General features: G+C 61.0%; 16 protein-coding genes. 13 read left to right on the forward strand and 3 right to left on the reverse strand.

Features of this window, described 5'->3' with window-relative positions; genetic code table 11:
* Positions 1 to 53 precede the first annotated feature (53 nt).
* Positions 54 to 1,142 carry a LacI family DNA-binding transcriptional regulator gene (locus tag GA0061100_RS21700; RefSeq protein WP_075855103.1) on the reverse strand — a complete coding sequence of 363 codons (1,089 nt, stop codon included), beginning with the start codon at positions 1,140 to 1,142 and terminating at the stop codon, positions 54 to 56.
* Between the two features lie 238 nt (positions 1,143 to 1,380).
* Between GA0061100_RS21700 and GA0061100_RS21705 the strand changes: the two genes are divergently transcribed.
* From GA0061100_RS21705 to GA0061100_RS21735, 7 genes are all read left to right on the forward strand, one after another.
* Positions 1,381 to 2,334 (forward strand): sugar phosphate isomerase/epimerase family protein, encoded by a 954-nt coding sequence (locus tag GA0061100_RS21705; protein WP_075855104.1) that lies wholly within the window; start codon positions 1,381 to 1,383, stop codon positions 2,332 to 2,334.
* A gap of 59 nt (positions 2,335 to 2,393) precedes the next feature.
* Positions 2,394 to 3,626, forward strand: coding sequence for an ABC transporter substrate-binding protein (locus tag GA0061100_RS21710; protein WP_075854829.1), 1,233 nt, complete (start codon positions 2,394 to 2,396; stop codon positions 3,624 to 3,626).
* Positions 3,627 to 3,696: 70 nt separating this feature from the next.
* The gene (locus tag GA0061100_RS21715) at positions 3,697 to 4,584 is read left to right on the forward strand and encodes a carbohydrate ABC transporter permease (RefSeq protein ID WP_075854830.1); all 888 of its coding nucleotides are present in this window, start codon (positions 3,697 to 3,699) and stop codon (positions 4,582 to 4,584) included.
* Positions 4,584 to 5,468 (forward strand): carbohydrate ABC transporter permease, encoded by an 885-nt coding sequence (locus tag GA0061100_RS21720; RefSeq protein WP_075854831.1) that lies wholly within the window; start codon positions 4,584 to 4,586, stop codon positions 5,466 to 5,468. Before GA0061100_RS21715 ends, GA0061100_RS21720 begins: the two co-directional genes overlap by 1 nt.
* Before the next feature lie 4 nt (positions 5,469 to 5,472).
* The gene (locus tag GA0061100_RS21725; RefSeq protein WP_075854832.1) at positions 5,473 to 6,555 is read left to right on the forward strand and encodes an ABC transporter ATP-binding protein; all 1,083 of its coding nucleotides are present in this window, start codon (positions 5,473 to 5,475) and stop codon (positions 6,553 to 6,555) included.
* Between the two features lie 17 nt (positions 6,556 to 6,572).
* The gene (locus tag GA0061100_RS21730) at positions 6,573 to 8,225 is read left to right on the forward strand and encodes a GMC oxidoreductase (RefSeq protein WP_075854833.1); all 1,653 of its coding nucleotides are present in this window, start codon (positions 6,573 to 6,575) and stop codon (positions 8,223 to 8,225) included.
* Positions 8,226 to 8,682: 457 nt separating this feature from the next.
* Positions 8,683 to 9,975, forward strand: coding sequence for an NCS2 family permease (locus GA0061100_RS21735; protein WP_075854834.1), 1,293 nt, complete (start codon positions 8,683 to 8,685; stop codon positions 9,973 to 9,975).
* Between the two features lie 153 nt (positions 9,976 to 10,128).
* Here GA0061100_RS21735 and GA0061100_RS21740 read toward each other — a convergent pair whose 3' ends face one another.
* On the reverse strand, positions 10,129 to 10,614 hold the full coding sequence (locus GA0061100_RS21740; protein ID WP_075854835.1) for an ureidoglycolate lyase: 486 nt from the start codon (positions 10,612 to 10,614) through the stop codon (positions 10,129 to 10,131).
* A 547-nt stretch (positions 10,615 to 11,161) separates the two neighbouring features.
* Between GA0061100_RS21740 and uraH the strand changes: the two genes are divergently transcribed.
* The 4 genes from uraH to xdhC are packed head-to-tail and all read left to right on the forward strand — an operon-like array spanning position 11,162 to position 16,226.
* Positions 11,162 to 11,527: a hydroxyisourate hydrolase gene (uraH, locus tag GA0061100_RS21745; protein ID WP_075854836.1), complete on the forward strand. Its 366-nt coding sequence runs from the start codon at positions 11,162 to 11,164 to the stop codon at positions 11,525 to 11,527.
* Between the two features lie 3 nt (positions 11,528 to 11,530).
* Complete coding sequence (gene xdhA, locus GA0061100_RS21750) at positions 11,531 to 13,015, forward strand: xanthine dehydrogenase small subunit (protein ID WP_075854837.1); 1,485 nt, start codon at positions 11,531 to 11,533, stop codon at positions 13,013 to 13,015.
* 3 nt (positions 13,016 to 13,018) lie between these two features.
* Positions 13,019 to 15,373: a xanthine dehydrogenase molybdopterin binding subunit gene (gene xdhB, locus GA0061100_RS21755; RefSeq protein ID WP_075854838.1), complete on the forward strand. Its 2,355-nt coding sequence runs from the start codon at positions 13,019 to 13,021 to the stop codon at positions 15,371 to 15,373.
* 4 nt (positions 15,374 to 15,377) lie between these two features.
* Entirely contained in the window at positions 15,378 to 16,226 is an 849-nt protein-coding gene (gene xdhC, locus GA0061100_RS21760; RefSeq protein WP_075854839.1) for a xanthine dehydrogenase accessory protein XdhC, read from the forward strand.
* Here the strand turns inward: xdhC and GA0061100_RS21765 are convergent.
* A complete protein-coding gene (locus GA0061100_RS21765) occupies positions 16,216 to 17,160 on the reverse strand; it encodes a LysR family transcriptional regulator (protein WP_075854840.1) in 945 nt (314 codons plus the stop codon). The two genes, xdhC and GA0061100_RS21765, sit on opposite strands and share 11 nt — an antisense overlap.
* 156 nt (positions 17,161 to 17,316) lie before the next feature.
* Here GA0061100_RS21765 and GA0061100_RS21770 point away from each other — a divergent pair, with 156 nt between their 5' ends.
* Both GA0061100_RS21770 and guaD read left to right on the forward strand, forming a co-directional pair.
* The gene (locus tag GA0061100_RS21770; protein WP_075854841.1) at positions 17,317 to 18,555 is read left to right on the forward strand and encodes a urate hydroxylase PuuD; all 1,239 of its coding nucleotides are present in this window, start codon (positions 17,317 to 17,319) and stop codon (positions 18,553 to 18,555) included.
* Complete coding sequence (guaD, locus tag GA0061100_RS21775; RefSeq protein WP_075854842.1) at positions 18,552 to 19,895, forward strand: guanine deaminase; 1,344 nt, start codon at positions 18,552 to 18,554, stop codon at positions 19,893 to 19,895. The genes GA0061100_RS21770 and guaD overlap by 4 nt, the downstream gene beginning before the upstream one ends.
* The last annotated feature ends 41 nt before the right edge of the window (positions 19,896 to 19,936 follow it).

Consider the following 19,936-nt stretch of genomic DNA (forward strand, 5'->3'; position numbering starts at 1 on the left):
GTATGCGGTCTTCGGACGACATCACGCTCTACTTCTTTGATTCTAGAGCGAATTCAGATTTTAGGTCGAACAGACCTAAAATCATCCGGCTCTAGTGGCGCCGGACCGAAGCTTTCGCGCCGAATAAGCTTGCTCGCGATGACATGACGAATGGCCGCCCCTTTCTCCGGCGCATCGATCCGTTCCATCAGAAGGTTCACGGCCATCTGCCCCATTTCCTCGACAGGCTGTTCGATGGTCGACAAAGGCGGTAACGAATATTCGCAGACCGGAGCGCCGTCGAAGGACACGATGGAAAGATCTGCCGGAATTTTCCAGCCCATCCGCTGAACGCAGCTCATGAAGGAAATTGCCATGTCATCGCTGGTGGCGATGACGGCCGTCGGCCTTAGCGGGAGATTGGCAAATTCAGTCGCCGCGGCAACGCCGATCTGGAAACCATGCTGATAGTCGAGGCTGCCGCCGGACCTGACGATCGCCGTCTCCGGCAGCCCCGCGGCTGCAAGCGCTTCAACCGCACCCAGATAGCGTTCATTGTCGTGATAATTACCCTGCGGACCGGCAAGATAAAGGAAACGCCGGTGGCCTAGAGCAACCAATTCGGCCGTGGCATCGCGAACGGCTTGCCGATCATTGGTCACGACACTCGGCAGGGCCACGTGGCTCATATCGAACAAAAGGGAGACGATCGGCAGGGCCGAATCCTTGAGCGACCGGCCGCCATCGACCGGTAGATCCGAGGAGAGAATGATGGCACCACGCACCGTGCCGCCGAAAGCCAGATCGAGGATGTGACGCTCGGAAACCTCGTCACGATCGAGGTTGGCAATCATCAGATGATAGCCATTCTGACTGAGCGACCGGTTTATCCCCTGCAGGACCAGAGGAATGACCTGCGAGACACCGTAATAGAGCGAGCCCGGCAGAATGATCATGACGACATTGGACTTGCCGACACGGAGCCCCCTCGCCATGGCATTGGGCGTATAGCCGAGCTGCTTGGCGGCGGCATCGATCTTGGCGCGGGTCTTCTCGTTCACCCGACCGGGATTGGCCAGCGCCCGGCTTACCGTGGAGATCGCGACGCCTGCCAGCCGCGCGACATCCGCCATCAGAGGACCGGAATGCTCTTCTGCCGGCATATCCTTGTTAATCTTCAATTTTTGGCGTCCTTCCCAATGCCCGTTGCGCGGGATGCTACGGCAATCCCGGCCGTTTAGCAAACGTTTGCCAAAAATCGCTTGCATATAAAAACGACTTGTCTACTATTCAGGCACGGCAAACGTTTGCCAATTGCAGTGCATTGAAATCATTATGGATTATTTGCCGCGGCACATCGCTCCGCGATCGATCCTCCATGTCTTAGGAACGGATAGTCTCATGACCTCTACGGAACGGCTGCGTTTTGGTGTCGATCTTGTCACCTTTTTTCACCCCGGATTTTGGGGCGTAGAGGATTATGATGGCATCATCGCGCTATCCCGCAGTGAGCCACGCGCCTTCTGGGACAAGATACTCGATGCCGTGCAGGCCTCCGGCGTCACCGGCGTGGAGCTGACCTTCTCGCCCTTCAACTGGCAGGATGCGACGAAAACCTATGGTTCGGTCGAGAAGTTTGCCGATGAACTTTCCAGGCGCGGACTGACCCTGGCGAGCGGCTTCTTTGCCGAGCTCGAGGCCGCCGGCGATTTCACCGAGGCATCCGCTCAGGCCGCCATCATCGACAAGGCCGAAAAATACGCCGAGTTCCTCAAGGCCTGCGGCAGCGACATCATGGTCATCGGGGCGCCGCTTCGTCAGACGCTCGGCGCTCAGCCGACACGCTTCTTCGATTTCGAGCAGGCGCGCAAGATTGCCGATTTCCTCAACCGCCTCGGCGCTGCCCTCCATACCAAGGGTGTGCGGCTCGCCCTTCATACCGAAGCGCATTCGATCTTCGCAGCGGCACGCGATGTCGATCTGCTGATGCTGCTGACCGATCCCGCCTATGTGCATATGTGCCCGGATACGGCGCATATCATCGTTGCCGGCTCCGATCCGCTGCAGCTTGTCGACCGGCACCACGAGCGCGTCATCATCGCTCATTGGAAGGATGCGCTGGGACCGATGCCGGCTGATACCGTGATCGACGAGCATATTCATGACCGCCATCGCCCCTATTTCTGCGGTTTCGGCCTTGGCCGGGTCGATTGGCCGGGCTGGGCCAGGCTGCTGCGTGACCGGGGATATGAAGGCTGGGCCATCCTCGAGCTCGACGCCGCACCCGATCCGGTCGGCGATATCGCCAACGGACTGACCCTCGTCAGACAGGCGCTTTTGCCGATTTACCGCTGATACCAACGATCCGAAAACGAATAGCCCCGCCAAGAGGGCTTTCTTGAAGAGGTGGAACAATGAAAGACACAGTGAAAATGCTATTGATGGGAGCCACATTCGTTGCGGCCTCCATCTCTGCCCATGCGGAAGACAAGCCGCAGGCCGAGGTTATGACCTCCTGGACCTCCGGCAGCGAGGCCGCCGCCCTCGGCGTCGTCAAACAGGAATTCGAAAAACGCGGTGGCGTCTGGAAAGACTCCTCCATTGCCGGTTTCGGAGCAGCTGATGCGGCTTTTCAGAACCGTTTGGTTGCGGGCGATCCGCCGACCGCCAAGCAGGCCGTGCTCGGCCTTGCCAATACTGATTTCGTCAGTCAGGGACTTATGAACCCGATCGATGATGTGGCGAAAGCCGGCAAATGGGCCGATGTCCTGCCGAAATCGATCTACGACCTCATCTCCTACAACGGCAAGGTCTACCTCTCTCCGACCGGCGCCCATGGTGAGAGCTGGGTCTTTTACTCCAAGGATGCCTTCGCCAAGGCCGGTGTCGGCGACGAGCCGAAGAGCTGGGACGAATTCTTCGCAGCACTGGACAAGCTGAAAGCCGCCGGCATTCAGCCCGTCGCCTGGGGTGGCCAATCCTGGCAGGAGTCCAAGGTCTTCAACATGATCCTGCTGACCCAGGTCGGCATTGACGGTTTCCTCAAGATCTATGTCGACAAGGACAAGGGTGACGCATCGACGGAAGGCGTGAAGAGGACGCTGGATATTCTCGGCAAGCTGCGCGCCTATGTCGACGAAGGTGCCGCGGGCCGCAACTGGAACGACGCGACCGCCATGGTCATCACCGGAAAGGCCGGCGTGCAATTCATGGGTGACTGGGCCAAGGGCGAATTCGTTGCCGCCGGCAAGGAACTGGGCAAGGATTATGGCTGCATGCTAGCGCCGCAATCGCCCGGCATGGTCTATGTCGCCGACTCCTTCTCCTTCCCGAAGATCGCCGATGCAGCCGCGCAAAAGGGCCAGACCCTGCTTGCGGAGGTCGCCATGGACCCGACCGTGCAGGTCGAGTTCTCGCTGAAGAAGGGCTCGGTGCCGATGCGCACCGACGTCGACAAATCGAAGCTCGACATCTGCGCGCAAAAAGGCCTCGAGCTGATGAGCGCCGGCAAGATCGTGCCGGATCAGGCCTTGATCCTCTCGCCGCAACAGGCCGGCGCCCTCAACGACTTCGTCGACGAGTTCTGGACCAATCCGTCCGAAGATAGTGCCTCCGGTGCGGAGAAGTTCTTCGCGATCTTCGAATAGGCCTTCGAGCGAGCCGATCGCCGAGCTCCTTGTCGATCGGCTCCGCCCATTTTCTCGAGAAAGTTTGCTGATGCAAGCCAAGCGCAGACGTCCCCTTGCTGCGACCTTCGCCCTGTTGCCGACCTGGATTGCCGCGATCTTCGTCTATATCGGCACCATGGTCTGGTCGGTGCGCCTGTCTTTCACGGATTCGACCATCTTCCCGTCGTCCAACTATGTCGGCTTTGCCCAATATGCCAAACTGTTCCGGACGTCGCGATGGCTCGCATCCCTGGAAAACGTGCTGATCTTCGGCGTACTTTACGTTGCCGGCTGCCTGGCGCTGGGCTTCGTGCTCGCCGCGGCGCTCGATCGCAAGGTTCGCTTCGAAAGCGTGTTTCGCACCATCTTCCTCTATCCCTATGCCATGTCCTTCGTGGTCACCGGCCTCATCTGGCAGTGGATGCTGAATCCGACCTTCGGCATTCAGGCGACGGTCAGGGCGCTCGGCTGGCAGAGCTTTGTCTTCGACTGGATCGTCAATCGCGACATGGCGATCTACACGGTGGTCTTTGCCGGTGTCTGGCAGGGTGCTGGCCTCGTCATGGTCATTGCTCTCTCCGGCATGCGCGGGATCGGCGAGGAGCAATGGAAGGCGGCGCAGATCGACGGTATTCCGATCTGGCGCATCTATACCTCGATCATCCTGCCGCAGCTTGGGCCGGCGCTTGCCGCATCGGGCATGCTGCTCTCCATGGGCGTGATCAAGACCTATGACCTCATCGTCGCACAGACCGGTGGCGGCCCCGGCTATGCGACCGAAGTGCCGGCAAAATTCATCATGGACAATCTCTTCGAGCGCCAGAACCTCGGCCTTGCGAGCGCCGGCGCCACCGTGCTCGTGCTCTCGGTGGTCATGGCCGTCGCGCCGTTTCGCTATGCGCTCCACATGCGCGCCAGAAGAAGGGGAGCACATTGATGGCGGCTCTTCATCCCCGCGGCCCCAAGCCATCACGGCTGACGGCAGGCCAGATCGGGCTCTATGCCTTCCTCATCCTGTCAGCACTGTTCTTCCTGTTGCCGCTCTATACGATGCTCGTCACATCGCTGAAGACAATGGAAGAGATCCGTCAGGGCCGCATCTTCGCCTGGCCCGATACCATCGATTTCGAAGCCTGGAAGACCGCCTGGTCGGGAGCCTGCATGGGCACGCAGTGCCTGGGCGTGCGCGTCGGCTTCTGGAATTCGGTCAAGATCACCGTGCCGGCCGTGGCGATTTCCGTCTTCATCGGCGCGATCAACGGCTATGCCCTCTCCTTCTGGCGGCCGAGAGGCTCGAACCTGCTGTTCGGGCTTCTGATGGCCGGCGGTCTTATCCCCTACCAGATTTTCCTCTATCCGCTGGTGCGGCTGCTCGCCAATCTGAGCCTTTATAATTCGGTCGCAGGCGTGGTTCTCGTTCACGTGATCTTCGGCCTGCCGCTGGTGACGCTGCTGTTCCGCAACTACTTCGTCGCCATTCCCGAGGAGCTCTGCAAGGCAGCGCGCGTCGACGGCGCCGGTTTCTGGCGAATCTTCCTCGAGATCATGCTGCCCATGTCTGTGCCCATGATCGTCGTTGCCTCCATTTTCCAGTTTACCGGCATCTGGAACGACTTCCTGATCGGTCTGGTCTTTGCCGGACGGGACAATCTGCCGATGACGGTGCAGCTCAACAACATCGTCAACACCACCATGGGCGAGCGCGCCTATAATGTGAACATGGCTGCCACCATCCTGACAGCCGTCGTTCCGCTCGCCATCTATTTCTTCTCCGGCCGCTGGTTCCTGCGTGGTGTCGCCGCCGGCGCCGTCAAGGGGTAACGCCATGCAGCCTGCCGTCTCGGTCAAGGATCTCAAGATCGCCTATGGCGATCACACCGTCATCGACAAGATGTCGATCGATATCGCCCCGCGCGAATTCCTCGTGCTGCTCGGACCTTCCGGCTGCGGGAAATCAACCCTGCTCAACTCCATTGCCGGCCTGCAGGACATCAGCGACGGCGAAATCTGGATATCGGACAAGAACGTCACCTGGGCCGAACCGAAGGATCGCGGCATCGGCATGGTCTTCCAATCCTATGCGCTCTATCCCCGCATGTCCGTGCGCAAGAACCTGTCCTTCGGGCTGCGCGTGGCGGGTCTTCCCAAGGCCGAGATCGAGGCGCGCATCGCCCGCACCGCTTCGCTTCTCCATCTCGACAAGCTGCTTGATCGCCGCCCTTCGGAACTGTCGGGTGGCCAGCGCCAGCGCGTCGCCATCGGCCGCGCCCTGGTGCGCGAGGTCAACGTCTTCCTGTTCGACGAACCGCTCTCCAATCTCGACGCCAAGCTGCGCAATGAGCTGCGCGTCGAGATCAAGAAGCTGCATCAGAGCCTCGGCAACACGATGATCTATGTCACGCATGATCAGGTAGAGGCGCTTACCCTTGCCGATCGCATCGCCATCATGAAGGACGGCGTGATCCAGCAGCTTGCCAGCCCATCCGAGATCTACCATCGCCCGGCCAATCTCTTCGTCGCCGGCTTCATCGGGGCGCCGGCGATGAATTTCATCAAGGGCGAGATTGTCTTGAAAGCGGACGCACCCGTCTTCGAAAGCAACGGACTTTCCATCGATCTCGCCGGCTATCCTTTTCTGGCAGCCATCAAGCCAGGCTCGGTCACCCTCGGCATTCGCCCCGAACATATCGTTCCGGATCGGGAGGTGGGATCTTTGCCAACCATTGCGGGCCTCGTTTCGGTGATCGAGCCGATGGGCGCTGACACCGTCGTCTGGTTCGACTGGGCCGGACAAAGTCTTTCCTACCGCATCATGGGCGACACTACGCTTCTGCCAGGCGCAAGAATCTCGCCCGGCATCGATATCACCAAGGCCTCCCTCTTCGGCGCCGACGGCGTCCGTCTCTGAAATATACGGAAAAATCTATGTCTCAGACTACCTACGACGCGCTGGTGATCGGCTCCGGCGCCGCCGGCTCCTTTGCCGCCAGGGAATTGACCGCCCAAGGACTGTCGGTATTGCTCCTCGAAGCCGGTCCCGCGGTGACGCAGAAGGATTTCGATCCGAACCGCAAGAAGGCACCAGCAAGCAGCATCAATATCTGGGAACGCGCGCGTGCCACGCTCAAGGGTCAGCCCATCCAGGCCCGCGCCGCCTTCTTTACCGAACGCTTCAGCCATTTCTTCGTCAATGATCGCAAGAACCCCTATACGACCCCCAAGGATGCACCTTTCCTGTGGATACGCGGCCGGCAGGGCGGCGGCCGCCTGCACAGTTTCGGCCGGGTGCTGCTGCGCTGGACGGACGATGATTTCAAGATCCGCTCGAAGACCGGCAAGGGCGAGGACTGGCCGGTTTCCTACGATGACCTCGCTCCCTACTATGCCGAGGTCGAATCCAGCCTCGGGCTCTATGGCAATGAGGATGGCGTGGAGACATTGCCCGACGGCGTCTATGCGCATCCGGCAAAGCTCACCCCTGCGGAAGAGGTTTTCAAGAGCGAAGTCGAAGGACGCTGGCCGAAGCGGCACGTCGTTTCCTGGCGCTATATCGCCCCCGATGCGGAGCGCACGCCGAAACCCCTGCGTGAAGCGTTGGCGACCGGGCGGCTGACGATCCGCCATGATGCCATCGTGCGCCGCATCACCACCGACGATGCCGGCGGCCGAGCGACGGGAGCGGAGTTCATCGATCGCATCACCGGCAAGGTCGAGACCGCGCATGCGGCCCTCGTCGTGCTCTCCGCATCGCCGATCGAAAGCGTGCGGCTGCTTCTCAACTCCGCCAGCAATCGCCATCCCCACGGGCTCGCCAACAGCTCGGGCGCGCTCGGGCGCTATTTCATGGACCAGCTGCCTTGCCTGGCCTTCGGCTCGTTTGCGAAGGCAAGCGGCTGGGCAGTCGACGATTCCGCGCCGACGGATCCTTTCTACAATCCATCCGGCGGCATCTTCGTCCCGCGCTTTGGAGAAGGCGACGCGGGTCGCGACGATTTCGACTATCAGGGAAGCATCGGCCGGGCACCGACGCCGGATGACGAGCCCTCACGGCTTGCCTTCTTCGGCTTCGGCCGCATGCTGCCCTATGCCGACAATCGCATCACGCTCGATGCAAGGCGCAAGGATGCCTGGGGGATTCCCGTGCCCCATATTCGATGTGTCATGGGCGAGGAGGAACATGTCCTTTTGCGCCGGCAGGAAGAAGTGCTGATCGACATGGTGCGTGGCGTCGGCGGCGAGCTGGAATTCATCGGCTCCCCCACTGGCCTCAGAGAAATGGGCCGCGGCGCCTTCCCCGATGCCGATCCGTTCAGCCGCTTCATGTTCCGCACGTGGTTCCGCAAGACCATGTGCATGGGCGCCGCCATCCATGAAACCGGCGGCGCGCGCATGGGGACATCGAACAAGGACTCCGTCCTCAATGCCTATAATCAAAGCTGGGATATTCCCAACCTCATCGTGGCGGATGCCTCCGCCTTTCCGGGCAGCGGCATTGCCGGTACCACGCTGACGGTGATGGCCCTGACCATCCGCGCCTGCAGGAACATTGCCGACCAATATCGCGCCGGGCAGCTATGATTGCGCCCGGTCGGATTGAACACGCTCATGTCTCCGCTCGGCCCCCAGTCTGGATATTGAGGGCTTGCCGCGATCCATCATATCCACCTCCTGCACGGCCTTCGCAGTTTCGCCACCCGCCAGAAATAGATTGGCTTTGTCACCTTGCCGCTATAAAAGTCGTGCATATCTTCTTGTATGGTCGGCTGCGTCGGATGACTGTGCAATACGGCGCGATAGCTTCGGCCATGAGTTTGCGGCTCCGAGAACCGAAAAAACTCCCGCGGAAATAGCTTGAAAAACTAGAATGTCTTTCGCGAATTGCAGGGAAATCAGGCTCTAGCGCGTAAAGCCATTAAAAGCGCACAATCCCCCCTCGCCACGAAGCGTTGAAAACCGCTTCTCGCGGCCCGCATCCGGAGGAGATGCGGGCAAGCCCCATGATTTGACGAGCGTCGGGAACGCTTAGGGAGGAATAATGCTTGAACGACTTTTCAAACTGAGTGAGCACGGCACGTCCGTGCGCACCGAGCTCATCGCAGGCGTAACGACATTCCTGACGATGTCCTACATCATCTTCGTCAATCCGGACATTCTGTCGACGACGGGCATGGATCGCAATGCCGTCTTTGTCGCGACCTGTCTCGCAGCCGCATTGGGCTCGATCGTTATGGGCCTTGTCGCCAATTGGCCGATCGGCATGGCGCCGGGCATGGGGCTCAATGCCTTCTTCGCCTTCACTGTGGTCGCAGCCCTCGGCTTTACGTGGCAGCAGGCGCTCGGCGCCGTCTTCATTTCCGGCTGCATTTTCGTCCTCTTGACGGTCACCGGCGTACGCAGCTGGCTGATTGCCGGCATCCCGCATTCGCTGAGAAGCGCGATCGCGGCTGGTATCGGCCTCTTCCTGGCGATCATCGCTCTCAAGAGTGCTGGCATCGTCGTCGCCAACAAGGCAACGCTTGTCGGTCTCGGAGACCTGAAGCAGACCGGCCCTCTTCTCGCAATTCTCGGTTTCTTCATCATCGCCGTTCTGGATGCGTTGAAGGTAAGAGGTTCGATCCTCATTGGCATTCTCGCCGTCACCATTCTCTCCTGGATCTTCGGCGTCAGCCAGTTCCACGGCATCGTTTCGGCACCGCCATCCATCATGCCGACCTTCCTGCAGCTCGATATCGTCGGCGCCCTCCATGGCGGCCTGGTCCACATCATCCTTGTCTTCGTGCTCGTCGAAGTCTTCGACGCCACCGGCACGCTGATCGGTATCGCCAAGCGCGCGAACCTGATCCAGGAAGGAAAGCCGAACCGGTTGAGCAGGGCCCTGCTTGCCGACAGCGCCGCCATTGTCGCCGGCTCGCTGATGGGCACCAGCAGCACGACGGCCTTCGTCGAAAGCGCGTCAGGCGTTCAGGCTGGCGGCCGTACGGGCCTGACGGCAATCACGATCGCCGTACTCTTCATCGCGGCCCTCTTCTTCTCGCCGCTTGCAGCCTCCGTTCCCGCCTATGCGACCGCTCCGGCGCTGCTCTACGTCGCCGGCCTGATGATGCGCGAGCTGACCGAGATCGAATGGGATGACCTGACCGAGGCTGCACCGGCGGCAATCACGGCGCTTGCAATGCCCTTCACCTACTCGATCGCCAACGGCCTTGCCTTCGGCTTCATCACCTATGTCGCCGTGAAGGTCTTCACCGGCCGCTGGTCGATGCTGCATCCGGCAACGCAGATCGTCGCCGCCCTGTTCGTCGTGCGCTTCGCCTTCTTCGCAGACTAGCAGCGGTCTAAATTCAAGGCCGGGTCATTCGCTCGAATGACCCGGTCTTTTGACGTTTCGCAAGACTATAGAAAACGGGAACTCGCGCTAACAAAATAAGGGGCGTTGCGATGGCAGCGCCCCTTTTTGACATTCGGATCGTTCTTTACCGAGTTAGCGGATCAGGAATGTCTCTTCATAGAAATGTTCCTCGAGATTGACGCCCTTGCCGCCGCGATCGACGACGATGAAGTCGGAGACGCCATCAAGGGGTGTCAGAATGCCATGCCAGACGTTGCGCCAGATGTTGACGCCCTGCCCGGGGCTGGTGCGGAAGGCCACGGGCTCGCTCGGCCCATTGTCCGTCTGGTGCGCCGCAACGACGAGGAACGGATGGCTGGACAGCGGAACGAAGGCCTGACTGCCGAGAGGATGCCGCTCCACCATCCTTAGCTCCAGCGGCAACGCATAGGGTTCGCCACGCAGCCAGCTGATCATCGTTCGTGCCTCTTCTCCGATCGCTTCGATCTTCGCGAGGTCGTGATAACGGGTGCATTTGCCCGCATTGATGGGATAGCTGTGTGCGCCTTCCATCTCGATCACGTCGCCAAAAGGGGCGAATGCGGCTCTGGTCAGCGGCTGAATTTCGATTACTTTCATCCATTGTCTCCCGTTTTCATTTTCTTGAAGTCGTCCCGCCTCGACTGGCGATAGTTTTGTGAAGTTCGATGCGTGGCCTGCGGCAGGGCAGCCGCGTTCGCGCGGAGTGCCAATCGCACTCCGTTCGACCAGCGCGGCCGCGTTATTTCCGTAAGACAGTCGTTACGGACACTGATCCCAGGAGCCGTAAAGTCTATTCCTGGTAAGCCTGTCAGTGCATGGTCGACGGGCAAGTGGGGCGTTGCGGCCAGTGCTCGCGAGAGCCGGCAGCCGTCGCCGGCTTCTTCATCATTCAGGGCAGATTTCTATTCCGAAGCCTGTTTCACCTTTTCAGCGAACTGCCAAAGGCTGTCGATCATGTCCAAGCATGTCGCGTCGACAGCGCACGAAACGTCCCTCCAAACGTATCCGATCATCAATTTCTAACCGCAAATCGCGCGCGCCATTCCCCTTGGAAAATTTGAAAGTCTCGAACGATACCGCTGCTTTTCAGTGGTACCGGCTTGGCGGATAGTGAAAACAGGAGCGCTACGTTCGGGAGAAAAGCATGCAGCCTCATTCGCCAGGAGCCGGACGGCTCACGACCCACGTGCTGGATACGGCGCTCGGTAAGCCTGCCCACGGCCTGCACATCGAACTCTACCGGATCGAGGGCGATGAACTGCATCTCCTCAAGTCTACCGAGACCAACGACGACGGCCGCTGCGATGCGCCGCTGCTGTCGGGCGAAACCATGAAGGCCGGCACCTACGAGCTGCGCTTTCATGCCGGTGATTATCTCGGCCGCACATCGGAAGGCCCGATGTTTCTCGACATCATCCCGATCCGTTTCGGTCTCGCCGATGAAGGTGCGCATTACCATGTGCCGCTCCTCCTCTCGCCCTACAGCTATTCCACCTATCGCGGGAGCTGAACCATGGCGCCCATGACAATCCGCTCGGAACTTCGTTTCATTCTCAACGGAGAGGACGTCGTTCTGAGCGACGTCGCACCCGACCAGACGTTGCTCGACTGGCTGCGTCTCTGCCGCTCCTTGAAGGGTACGAAGGAAGGCTGCGCCGAGGGGGACTGCGGTGCCTGCACGGTGCTCGTGGGACGGCTGTCGCCTGCTGAGGGCCTCGTCTATGAAGGCGTCAATGCCTGCATTCGCTTCCTCGGCTCGCTCGACGGCTGTCATGTGGTCACTGTCGAGCATCTTGCCCCCAGCGACGACCATCTCCATCCGGTGCAGCAGGCCATGATCGACTTTCACGGCTCGCAATGCGGCTTCTGCACGCCGGGCTTCGTCATGTCTCTCTACGGGCTTTGGATGCAGACGCCGAACCCGACGGATCAGCAGATCGAGACGGCACTTCAGGGCAATCTCTGTCGCTGCACCGGCTATGAGCCGATCCTGCGCGCCGCCCGTTCCATCTCCAGCTATGGCGGGACGCAAAATGATCCCTTGCTGGTCGAGCGCGAAACGATGATCGCGCGCCTGCAAGCCCTTCGCGACGGCGCCCGCGTGGAAATCGGCGAAGGTCGAAATCGACTGATCGTGCCGGCGAACCTTGATGATTTCGCCGCCGTTCTCGAGACCTCGCCGACGGCAACCGTGATCGTCGGCTCCACCGATGTCGGCCTCTGGGTCACCAAGCACATGCGCGACATCACGCCGGTCGTGTTCATCGCCGGCCTGCAGGAATTGAAGTCGATCACGGTGAAAGACAAGCTCATCACGATCGGCGCCGGCGTCACCTATTCGGAGGCGATCGAGACACTGTCGCAGCATATCCCGGCGCTCGGACCGCTGATTACCCGTATCGGCGGCCAGCAGGTGCGCAACATGGGCACGATCGGCGGCAATATCGCCAACGGCTCGCCGATCGGCGATACGCCGCCGGCGCTGATCGCGCTCAACGCGTCGCTGACCTTGCGCAAGGGCGCCGTCCGGCGCACCATTGCGCTTGAAGACTTCTTCATCGCCTACGGCAAGCAGGACCGCCAGCCCGGCGAATTCGTCGAAGCCGTGCATATTCCGGTTCCAGGGGCGGCGGAAAAATTCGCGGTCTACAAGGTGACCAAGCGCCGCGACGAGGACATCACGGCAACGCTCGGCGCCTTCCGTCTCGCGCTTGCCGCCGATGGCACGGTCGCAGAAATCCGGATCGCCTATGGCGGCATGGCCGCGACGCCGAAACGGGCCTTCGCCGTCGAAAAGGCGCTGCTCGGTCAGCCCTGGAACGAGGCGACGGTGGAAACGGCGATGGAAAGATACGCCGAGGATTACGCACCGCTGACCGACATGCGCGCCACCGCCGAATACCGTTCGCTCGCGGCGAAGAATCTTCTATTGCGTTTCTACCTGGAAACGACGTCCAGTGCGGCACCCGCTCAGGTGTCCAGATATGAGGCTGCATAGGCCATGAATAAGCACGCTTCCGACATCAAGGCCGAAACCATCGTCGGCGGGGTTCATACCAGCCCGCGTCATGACTCCGCGCACAAGCATGTTTCCGGTACGGCGGTCTATATCGACGACATTACCGAACCGACCGGGACGCTTCACGCTGGCCTTGGCCTCTCCACCGTGGCGCACGGCATCCTGAAATCGGTTGATCTCACCGCCGTGCGCGCCGCCCCCGGCGTCGTTACCGTGTTGACCCATGAGGACGTGCCCGGCGTCAACGATATCTCGCCCTCCTACATGCTCGACGACCCGGTGCTTGCCGCCGGCAAGGTCGAGTTTCATGGCCAGCCGATCTTCTGCGTGATCGCCGAAACGCGCGAACAGGCCCGCCGTGCCGCGCGGCTGGCGAAGATCGACTATGAGGAACTCCCGGCCGATATCGACATCTGGGATCTCGACGTTTCGACCCATCGCCAGGTGGTTACGCCGCTGACGCTGAAGCGCGGCGATGCAGCGGAGAACCTTGAGAATGCGCCGCGTCGCGTGAAGGGCCGTATGCGGCTTGGCGGCCAGGACCACTTCTATCTCGAAGGCCAGGTTTCGCTTGCCATCCCTGGCGAGGATGACGAGGTCATCGTCTATTGCTCCACGCAGGGGCCGAGCGAGACGCAGCATATGGTCGCCCATGCACTCGGCGTGCCGAGCAATGCTGTCACGATCGAAGTGCGCCGCATGGGTGGTGGCTTCGGCGGCAAGGAAACGCAAGCGAACCAATGTGCGGCGATCGCAGCCATTGCCGCCAAGAAGCTGAAGCGTGCCGTCAAGATCCGGCTCGACCGCGACGAAGACATGGTTGCGACGGGCAAGCGGCATGATTTTGCCATCGATTACGATGTCGGCTTCGACGACGAGGGCCGTATCCTCGCCATCGACTACACCTTCGCGCTCAGGGCCGGCTTCTCGGCGGATCTCTCCGGTCCGGTCGGCGACCGTGCGCTGTTCCACTGCGACAATGCCTATTTCCTTCCGCATGTTCACGCGAAGTCGGCACCGCTTTATACCAATACGGTTTCCAACACGGCCTTTCGCGGCTTCGGCGGCCCGCAGGGCATGGTGGGAGCCGAGCGCGTCATCGACGAGGTAGCCTTTGCCGTCGGCAAGGACCCGCTCGAGATCCGCAAGCTGAATTTCTACGACGAGATGGGCGTCGATGGTGAACGCAACCTCACGCCTTATCACCAGAAGGTCGAGGACTGCATCATCCAGCGCATCGTCGCGGAGCTTGAGGAAAGCGCGGATTATGCCGGACGACGCAAGGCCATCACCGAGTTCAATGCCAAGAGCCGTATCGTCAAGCGCGGCATCGCGCTCACCCCGGTGAAATTCGGCATCTCCTTCACCAAGACGGAATCGAACCAGGCCGGCGCTCTCGTGCATATCTACAGCGATGGCTCCGTGCACATGAACCATGGCGGTACCGAAATGGGGCAAGGTCTGCACCTGAAGGTGGCGCAGGTCGTGGCGGAGGAATTCCAGATCGATCTCGACCGGGTGAAGATCACCGCGACGACGACGGCCAAGGTGCCGAACACCTCGCCGACCGCGGCATCTTCTGGCGCGGACCTGAACGGCATGGCGGCGCAGAATGCCGCACGCCAGATCAAGGACCGGCTGATCGCCTTTGCAGCGGAAAGCCATCAGGTGCCGCGCGAACAGGTGGTGTTCCTGGCCAACCGCGTGCGGATCGGCGATATAGAGATGTCCTTCTCCGATCTCATCAAGAAGGCCTATATGGCCCGCGTCCAGCTCTCGGCCGCCGGTTTCTACAAGACGCCGAAGATCCATTGGGATCGGAAGGCCGGCCGCGGCCATGCCTTCTACTATTACGCTTATGGCGCGGCCTGCTCGGAAGTGTCGATTGACACGCTGACCGGCGAATATGTCGTCGAGCGCACGGATATCCTGCACGACACCGGCCGTTCCCTGAACAAGGCCATCGATATCGGCCAGATCGAGGGCGGCTTCATCCAGGGCATGGGCTGGCTGACGACGGAGGAGCTCTGGTGGGATGGCAAGGGGCGGCTCAGAACGCACGCGCCCTCCACCTACAAGATCCCGCTTGCATCCGACCGGCCAAAGATTTTCAATGTGGCGCTGACCGACTGGTCGGAAGCCTACGAGCCTACGATCCACCGTTCGAAGGCAGTGGGTGAGCCACCGCTGCCGCTCGGCCTTGCCGTGCTGCATGCCCTTTCGGACGCGGTGGCGAGCGTGGCCGACCACAAGATCTGCCCGCGTCTCGACGCGCCGGCAACGCCCGAACGGGTGCTGATGGCAATCGAACGCCTCAAGGCCGCACAGAAGGAGTGAGGTCATGTCTGCCGCCCGTGAAGATATCCGGGGCTTTCTGCGCCGCGAGCCGGTGTCGATGCTCGTCGAGGTCACCGGGGTCGCGGGCTCCGCGCCGCGCGATACCGACGCCTGGATGCTGGTTTCGGAACGGGCGATCTTCGCAACGATCGGCGGCGGAACCCTCGAATATATGGCAATCGACCAGGCGCGTCGGGCGTTGCGCTCCGGTCTTGCCGCCGAGCCGATGAACGTGCCGCTCGGCCCGGAGATCGGCCAATGCTGCGGCGGCCGGGTTGGACTTGCCTTTACAGCGCTCAATCCCGCCCTTGCCAACGACCTCATCGCCCGCAGCGACCGCGAAATGGCTGCTCGACCGCATGTCTATGTTTTCGGGGCCGGCCATGTCGGCGATGCGCTTGCCATGGCGCTCTCGCTTGCGCCTCTGCGTGTCGTCCTTGTGGACACGCGGGAAGAAGAGCTGATCGCCTCCAACGTGCCGCGCATCGAAACTTGTCTTACGGCCATGCCGGAGGCCGTGGTGCGCGATGCGCCGGCTGGCAGCAGTTTCGTGATCCTCACCCACGATCACGCGCTCGACTTCCTGATTGCCGCCGAGGCGCTCAAGCGTAACGATGCCGCCTATGTCGGCATGATCGGCTCGAAGACGAAGCGCGCCACCTTCCGCAACTGGCTATCGCGCGAAACCGGCCATGCGGAGCTTTTCGATCGCCTCACCTGCCCGATCGGCGGTACGGCGGTCAAGGACAAGCGGCCCTCCGTCATCGCGACACTGGCCGCCGCCGAGATCATGACGGCGGCGCTGACCTGGGTGGCCGACCACGCAAGGCTTGCTGGAACCGTCAGCCGCTAGAAGCCGCGGCCGCAGGCTCGTCTTCGAGCAGTTTGCCGATGAGCCGCTGACAGCGCTCCGCCATGAAATCGATCATCAGCCGCACCTTCGGATCCTGGAAACGCTTGTGGGGATAGATGGCGGCGAGTTGGATCGGCGCAGGTGGGCTCTCCTTCAGGATCTCCACCAGCCGCCCTTCCTTCAGATAGGCCTTCACCTCGAACAGCGGCTTGTTGATGATGCCTCGGTCTTCGAGCGCCCATTGGGTGAGCACGTCGCCGTCGTCGCTGTCATAGGGGCCGGCAACCTCGAATTTGCGCGGTCCTTCTGCCGTCATCAGCGTCCAGTAGTATTCCTTCGAGCCGGGGTAGCGCAGCAGCAGACAGTCATGCTTATCGGCAATCAGGGCATCGGCGTCGGAAGGCGCGCCACGCCGCGCAAGATAGGCGGGCGAGGCGCACAGCACGCGCTCGCAATTGAGGATGCCGCGCATGCGCAGATTGGAATCCTCCAGCACGCCGAGCTTGAAGGCGACGTCGACGCCCTCGGCCAGGATATCGACATTGTGGTCGGACAGGCGCACCCGCACCTCGATATCCGGGTACTTGTCGTGAAACTCCGGAATGCCAGAGGCGATCAACCGCCGGCCGATACCGAGCGGCGCCGTGATTCTCAGCGACCCCTTCGGATTGCGTGAGAGATCGGCGATCGCGGCCTCCGCCTCATTGACAGCCTCGATGATCTTCACGGCCTTTTCGTAGAAGACGCGTCCATGTTCCGTCGGCGACAGCTTACGCGTCGTGCGATTGAAGAGGCGCACGCCGAGATGGCGCTCAAGCTCCTTGATGCGATTGCTCGCAACTGCAGGCGTGACGCGCTGATCGCGTCCTGCTGCCGAAAGAGTACCGAGTTCGACCACGCGAACGAAGACACGGACATTATCAAGATAGGACATGGCACCTTTCTACCACATCAGCGTGCGGAACGAAGCGGGGGACATCTTATAGATTTTTTTGAAAGTGTTGGCGGATTAACCGGGATTTTCGAGAAAATCGAGCGATGGCAAACAATCCCGTGAAGATCGGCCCATGGAGATCGAGAAGGAGTTCCCATGTATGAATATGCCATCGCCTGGGACTGGATAACCTTCGCCGTCCGCTGGCTGCACGTAATCACCGCGATCGCCTGGATCGGTTCCTCATTCTATTTCGTCGCGCTTGACCTGGGCCTGAAGAAACATCCGCAGCTGCCGCCCGGCGCCTATGGCGAGGAGTGGCAGGTCCATGGCGGCGGCTTCTACCATATCCAGAAATACCTGGTGGCGCCGGCCAACATGCCGGAGCACCTCGTCTGGTTCAAATGGGAGAGCTATGTCACCTGGCTTTCGGGCTTCGGCATGCTCTGCCTCGTCTACTATGCCGGCGCCGACCTCTACATGATCGATCCGGCGGTGCTCGACGTTTCCAAGCCGGTGGCGATCGCCATTTCGCTTGGTTCGATCGCCGGCGGCTGGCTCCTATACGATCTGATCTGCAAGTCGCCCTTCGGCAACGACAATACGCGGCTGATGGTGGCGCTGTATTTCATCCTGGTTGGCGTCGCCTGGGGCTACACGCATCTCTTTACGGGCCGCGCCGCCTTCCTGCATCTCGGCGCCTTCACCGCGACGATCATGTCGGCCAATGTGTTCTTCATCATCATTCCGAACCAGAAGATCGTCGTTGCCGACCTGATCGCCGGCCGCAAGCCCGATCCGAAATACGGCCGCATCGCCAAGCAGCGCTCGACGCATAACAACTACCTGACACTGCCCGTGCTGTTCCTGATGCTGTCGAACCACTATCCGCTGGCATTCGGCACGCAGTTCAACTGGATCATCGCCTCGCTCGTCTTCCTGATGGGGGTCACGATCCGCCACTGGTTCAACACCCGCCATGCCAATGCCGGCAATCCGACCTGGACGTGGATCGTCACCGTCATCCTCTTCATCGTCATCATGTGGCTTTCCACGGTGCCGAAGATCCTGACGGGCGAGCCGACAACGAAGATCTCCGCAATCCAGCAGCCCTTCGTTACGGCTGAAGCTTTCCCTAGGGTTCGCGACACCATCATGGGACGCTGTTCCATGTGCCATGCGAAGGAGCCGAGCTGGGAGGGCATCATCGCGCCGCCGAAGGGCGTGGTGTTCGAGACCGACCGCGACATCGCCGCCCATGCCCGCGAAATCTATCTGCAGGCAGGCCGCAGCCACGCCATGCCGCCGGCCAACGCCTCGCACATTACCGACGAGGAGCGCCGACTGCTCGTCTCCTGGTACGAAAGTGCCATCAATGGGGAGAAGACCCAATGAGTGAAGTCCTGATCCGTGGTCGTGTCCTGACCTTCCTTTCCGAGCCGCAGGGTATCGATGATACCGCATCCTATCGCTATATTGAGGACGGCGCGATCTACGTTCGCGATGGCAAGATCGTCGACATCGGCCTGTATAACGACATTCGCAAGCTGGCGGATGCCGGCATCAAGGTCGCGGACCATCGCCCGAACCTCATCCTGCCCGGCTTCATCGACACGCACCTGCATTTCCCGCAGACGCAGGCAATCGCCTCCTATGGCGCCCAGCTGCTCGAGTGGCTGAACACCTATATTTTCGTCGAGGAGCAGAAGTTCGCCCGCGCCGCTCATGCGGCCGAAGTGGCGGACCGCTTCATGGACGAACTGCTGTCGAACGGCACGACAACGGCGGTTGCCTATTGCTCGGTGCATCCGGAAAGCGTCGACGCCTATTTTGCGGCGGCCGAAGCGCGGGGCATGTGCGTGATCGGCGGCAAGGTGATGATGGATCGCAATGCGCCGGACGCCCTGCGCGATACGCCGCAGCGCGGCTATGACGAAACCAAGCAGCTGATTGCGAAATGGCACGGCCGCGGCCGCGGCCACTATGCGATCAGCCCGCGCTTTGCCATCACCTCGACGCCCGAGCAGATGGAGATGAGCAGAGCTCTCGTCGCCGAGCATCCGGACTGCTACGTCCAGACGCATCTTTCCGAAAACCGGGACGAGATCGCCTTTGCCACCTCTCTTTATCCCAAGGCGAAAGACTATACGGATATCTATGCCCGCTACGGCCTGCTCAACGATCGCATGCTGCTCGGCCACTGCATCCATATGAGCGAACGGGAAGTTGCGGTGCTTGCCGAAACCGGCGCGGTCGGCGTCTTCTGCCCGACCTCGAACCTCTTCCTCGGCTCCGGGCTTTTCAACGCCGCGGAATTCGACAGGCTCGGCGCGCGCTGGTCGGTTGCGACCGATGTCGGCGCCGGCACCAGCTTCTCCATGCTGGAAACGATGGACGAGGCCTACAAGGTGCTGCACCTGCAGGGACAGCGACTGACGCCGTTCAACTCCTTCTATCGCATGACGCGCGGCAACGCCCTGGCGCTCGGTCTCGAAAAGCAGATCGGCTCGCTGCAGGCAGGCGCGGATGCCGATATCGTCGTACTTGATTCCAGCGCCAAGTCGGCCATGGAATTCCGCATGCGCACCGCGACCTCATTGGCCGAAGAACTCTTCATCCTGCAGACCATGGGTGACGATCGCTGCGTTGCGGAAGTCTACGTCGCCGGCAAGGCGATGAAGACCAAGGCCAAGAAGGCGGACACGATCGCACGCGAGCAATTGCAGCCCGCCTGACCCACTTGTGCTGTGGACTGTCGACGCCGTCGTCTCCGGAT

This window comes from Martinezella hainanensis (genome assembly GCF_900094555.1).
In the GTDB taxonomy this organism is placed as follows: Bacteria; Pseudomonadota; Alphaproteobacteria; order Rhizobiales; family Rhizobiaceae; genus Rhizobium; species Rhizobium hainanense.

Coding starts and splice junctions, on each gene's coding strand:
- GA0061100_RS21700 (WP_075855103.1), bottom strand. CDS start 1,142: ATGCCGGCAGAAGAGCATTCCGGTCCTCTGATGGCGGATGTCGCGCGG.
- GA0061100_RS21705 (WP_075855104.1), top strand. CDS start 1,381: ATGACCTCTACGGAACGGCTGCGTTTTGGTGTCGATCTTGTCACCTTT.
- GA0061100_RS21710 (WP_075854829.1), top strand. CDS start 2,394: ATGAAAGACACAGTGAAAATGCTATTGATGGGAGCCACATTCGTTGCG.
- GA0061100_RS21715 (WP_075854830.1), top strand. CDS start 3,697: ATGCAAGCCAAGCGCAGACGTCCCCTTGCTGCGACCTTCGCCCTGTTG.
- GA0061100_RS21720 (WP_075854831.1), top strand. CDS start 4,584: ATGGCGGCTCTTCATCCCCGCGGCCCCAAGCCATCACGGCTGACGGCA.
- GA0061100_RS21725 (WP_075854832.1), top strand. CDS start 5,473: ATGCAGCCTGCCGTCTCGGTCAAGGATCTCAAGATCGCCTATGGCGAT.
- GA0061100_RS21730 (WP_075854833.1), top strand. CDS start 6,573: ATGTCTCAGACTACCTACGACGCGCTGGTGATCGGCTCCGGCGCCGCC.
- GA0061100_RS21735 (WP_075854834.1), top strand. CDS start 8,683: ATGCTTGAACGACTTTTCAAACTGAGTGAGCACGGCACGTCCGTGCGC.
- GA0061100_RS21740 (WP_075854835.1), bottom strand. CDS start 10,614: ATGAAAGTAATCGAAATTCAGCCGCTGACCAGAGCCGCATTCGCCCCT.
- uraH (WP_075854836.1), top strand. CDS start 11,162: ATGCAGCCTCATTCGCCAGGAGCCGGACGGCTCACGACCCACGTGCTG.
- xdhA (WP_075854837.1), top strand. CDS start 11,531: ATGGCGCCCATGACAATCCGCTCGGAACTTCGTTTCATTCTCAACGGA.
- xdhB (WP_075854838.1), top strand. CDS start 13,019: ATGAATAAGCACGCTTCCGACATCAAGGCCGAAACCATCGTCGGCGGG.
- xdhC (WP_075854839.1), top strand. CDS start 15,378: ATGTCTGCCGCCCGTGAAGATATCCGGGGCTTTCTGCGCCGCGAGCCG.
- GA0061100_RS21765 (WP_075854840.1), bottom strand. CDS start 17,160: ATGTCCTATCTTGATAATGTCCGTGTCTTCGTTCGCGTGGTCGAACTC.
- GA0061100_RS21770 (WP_075854841.1), top strand. CDS start 17,317: ATGTATGAATATGCCATCGCCTGGGACTGGATAACCTTCGCCGTCCGC.
- guaD (WP_075854842.1), top strand. CDS start 18,552: ATGAGTGAAGTCCTGATCCGTGGTCGTGTCCTGACCTTCCTTTCCGAG.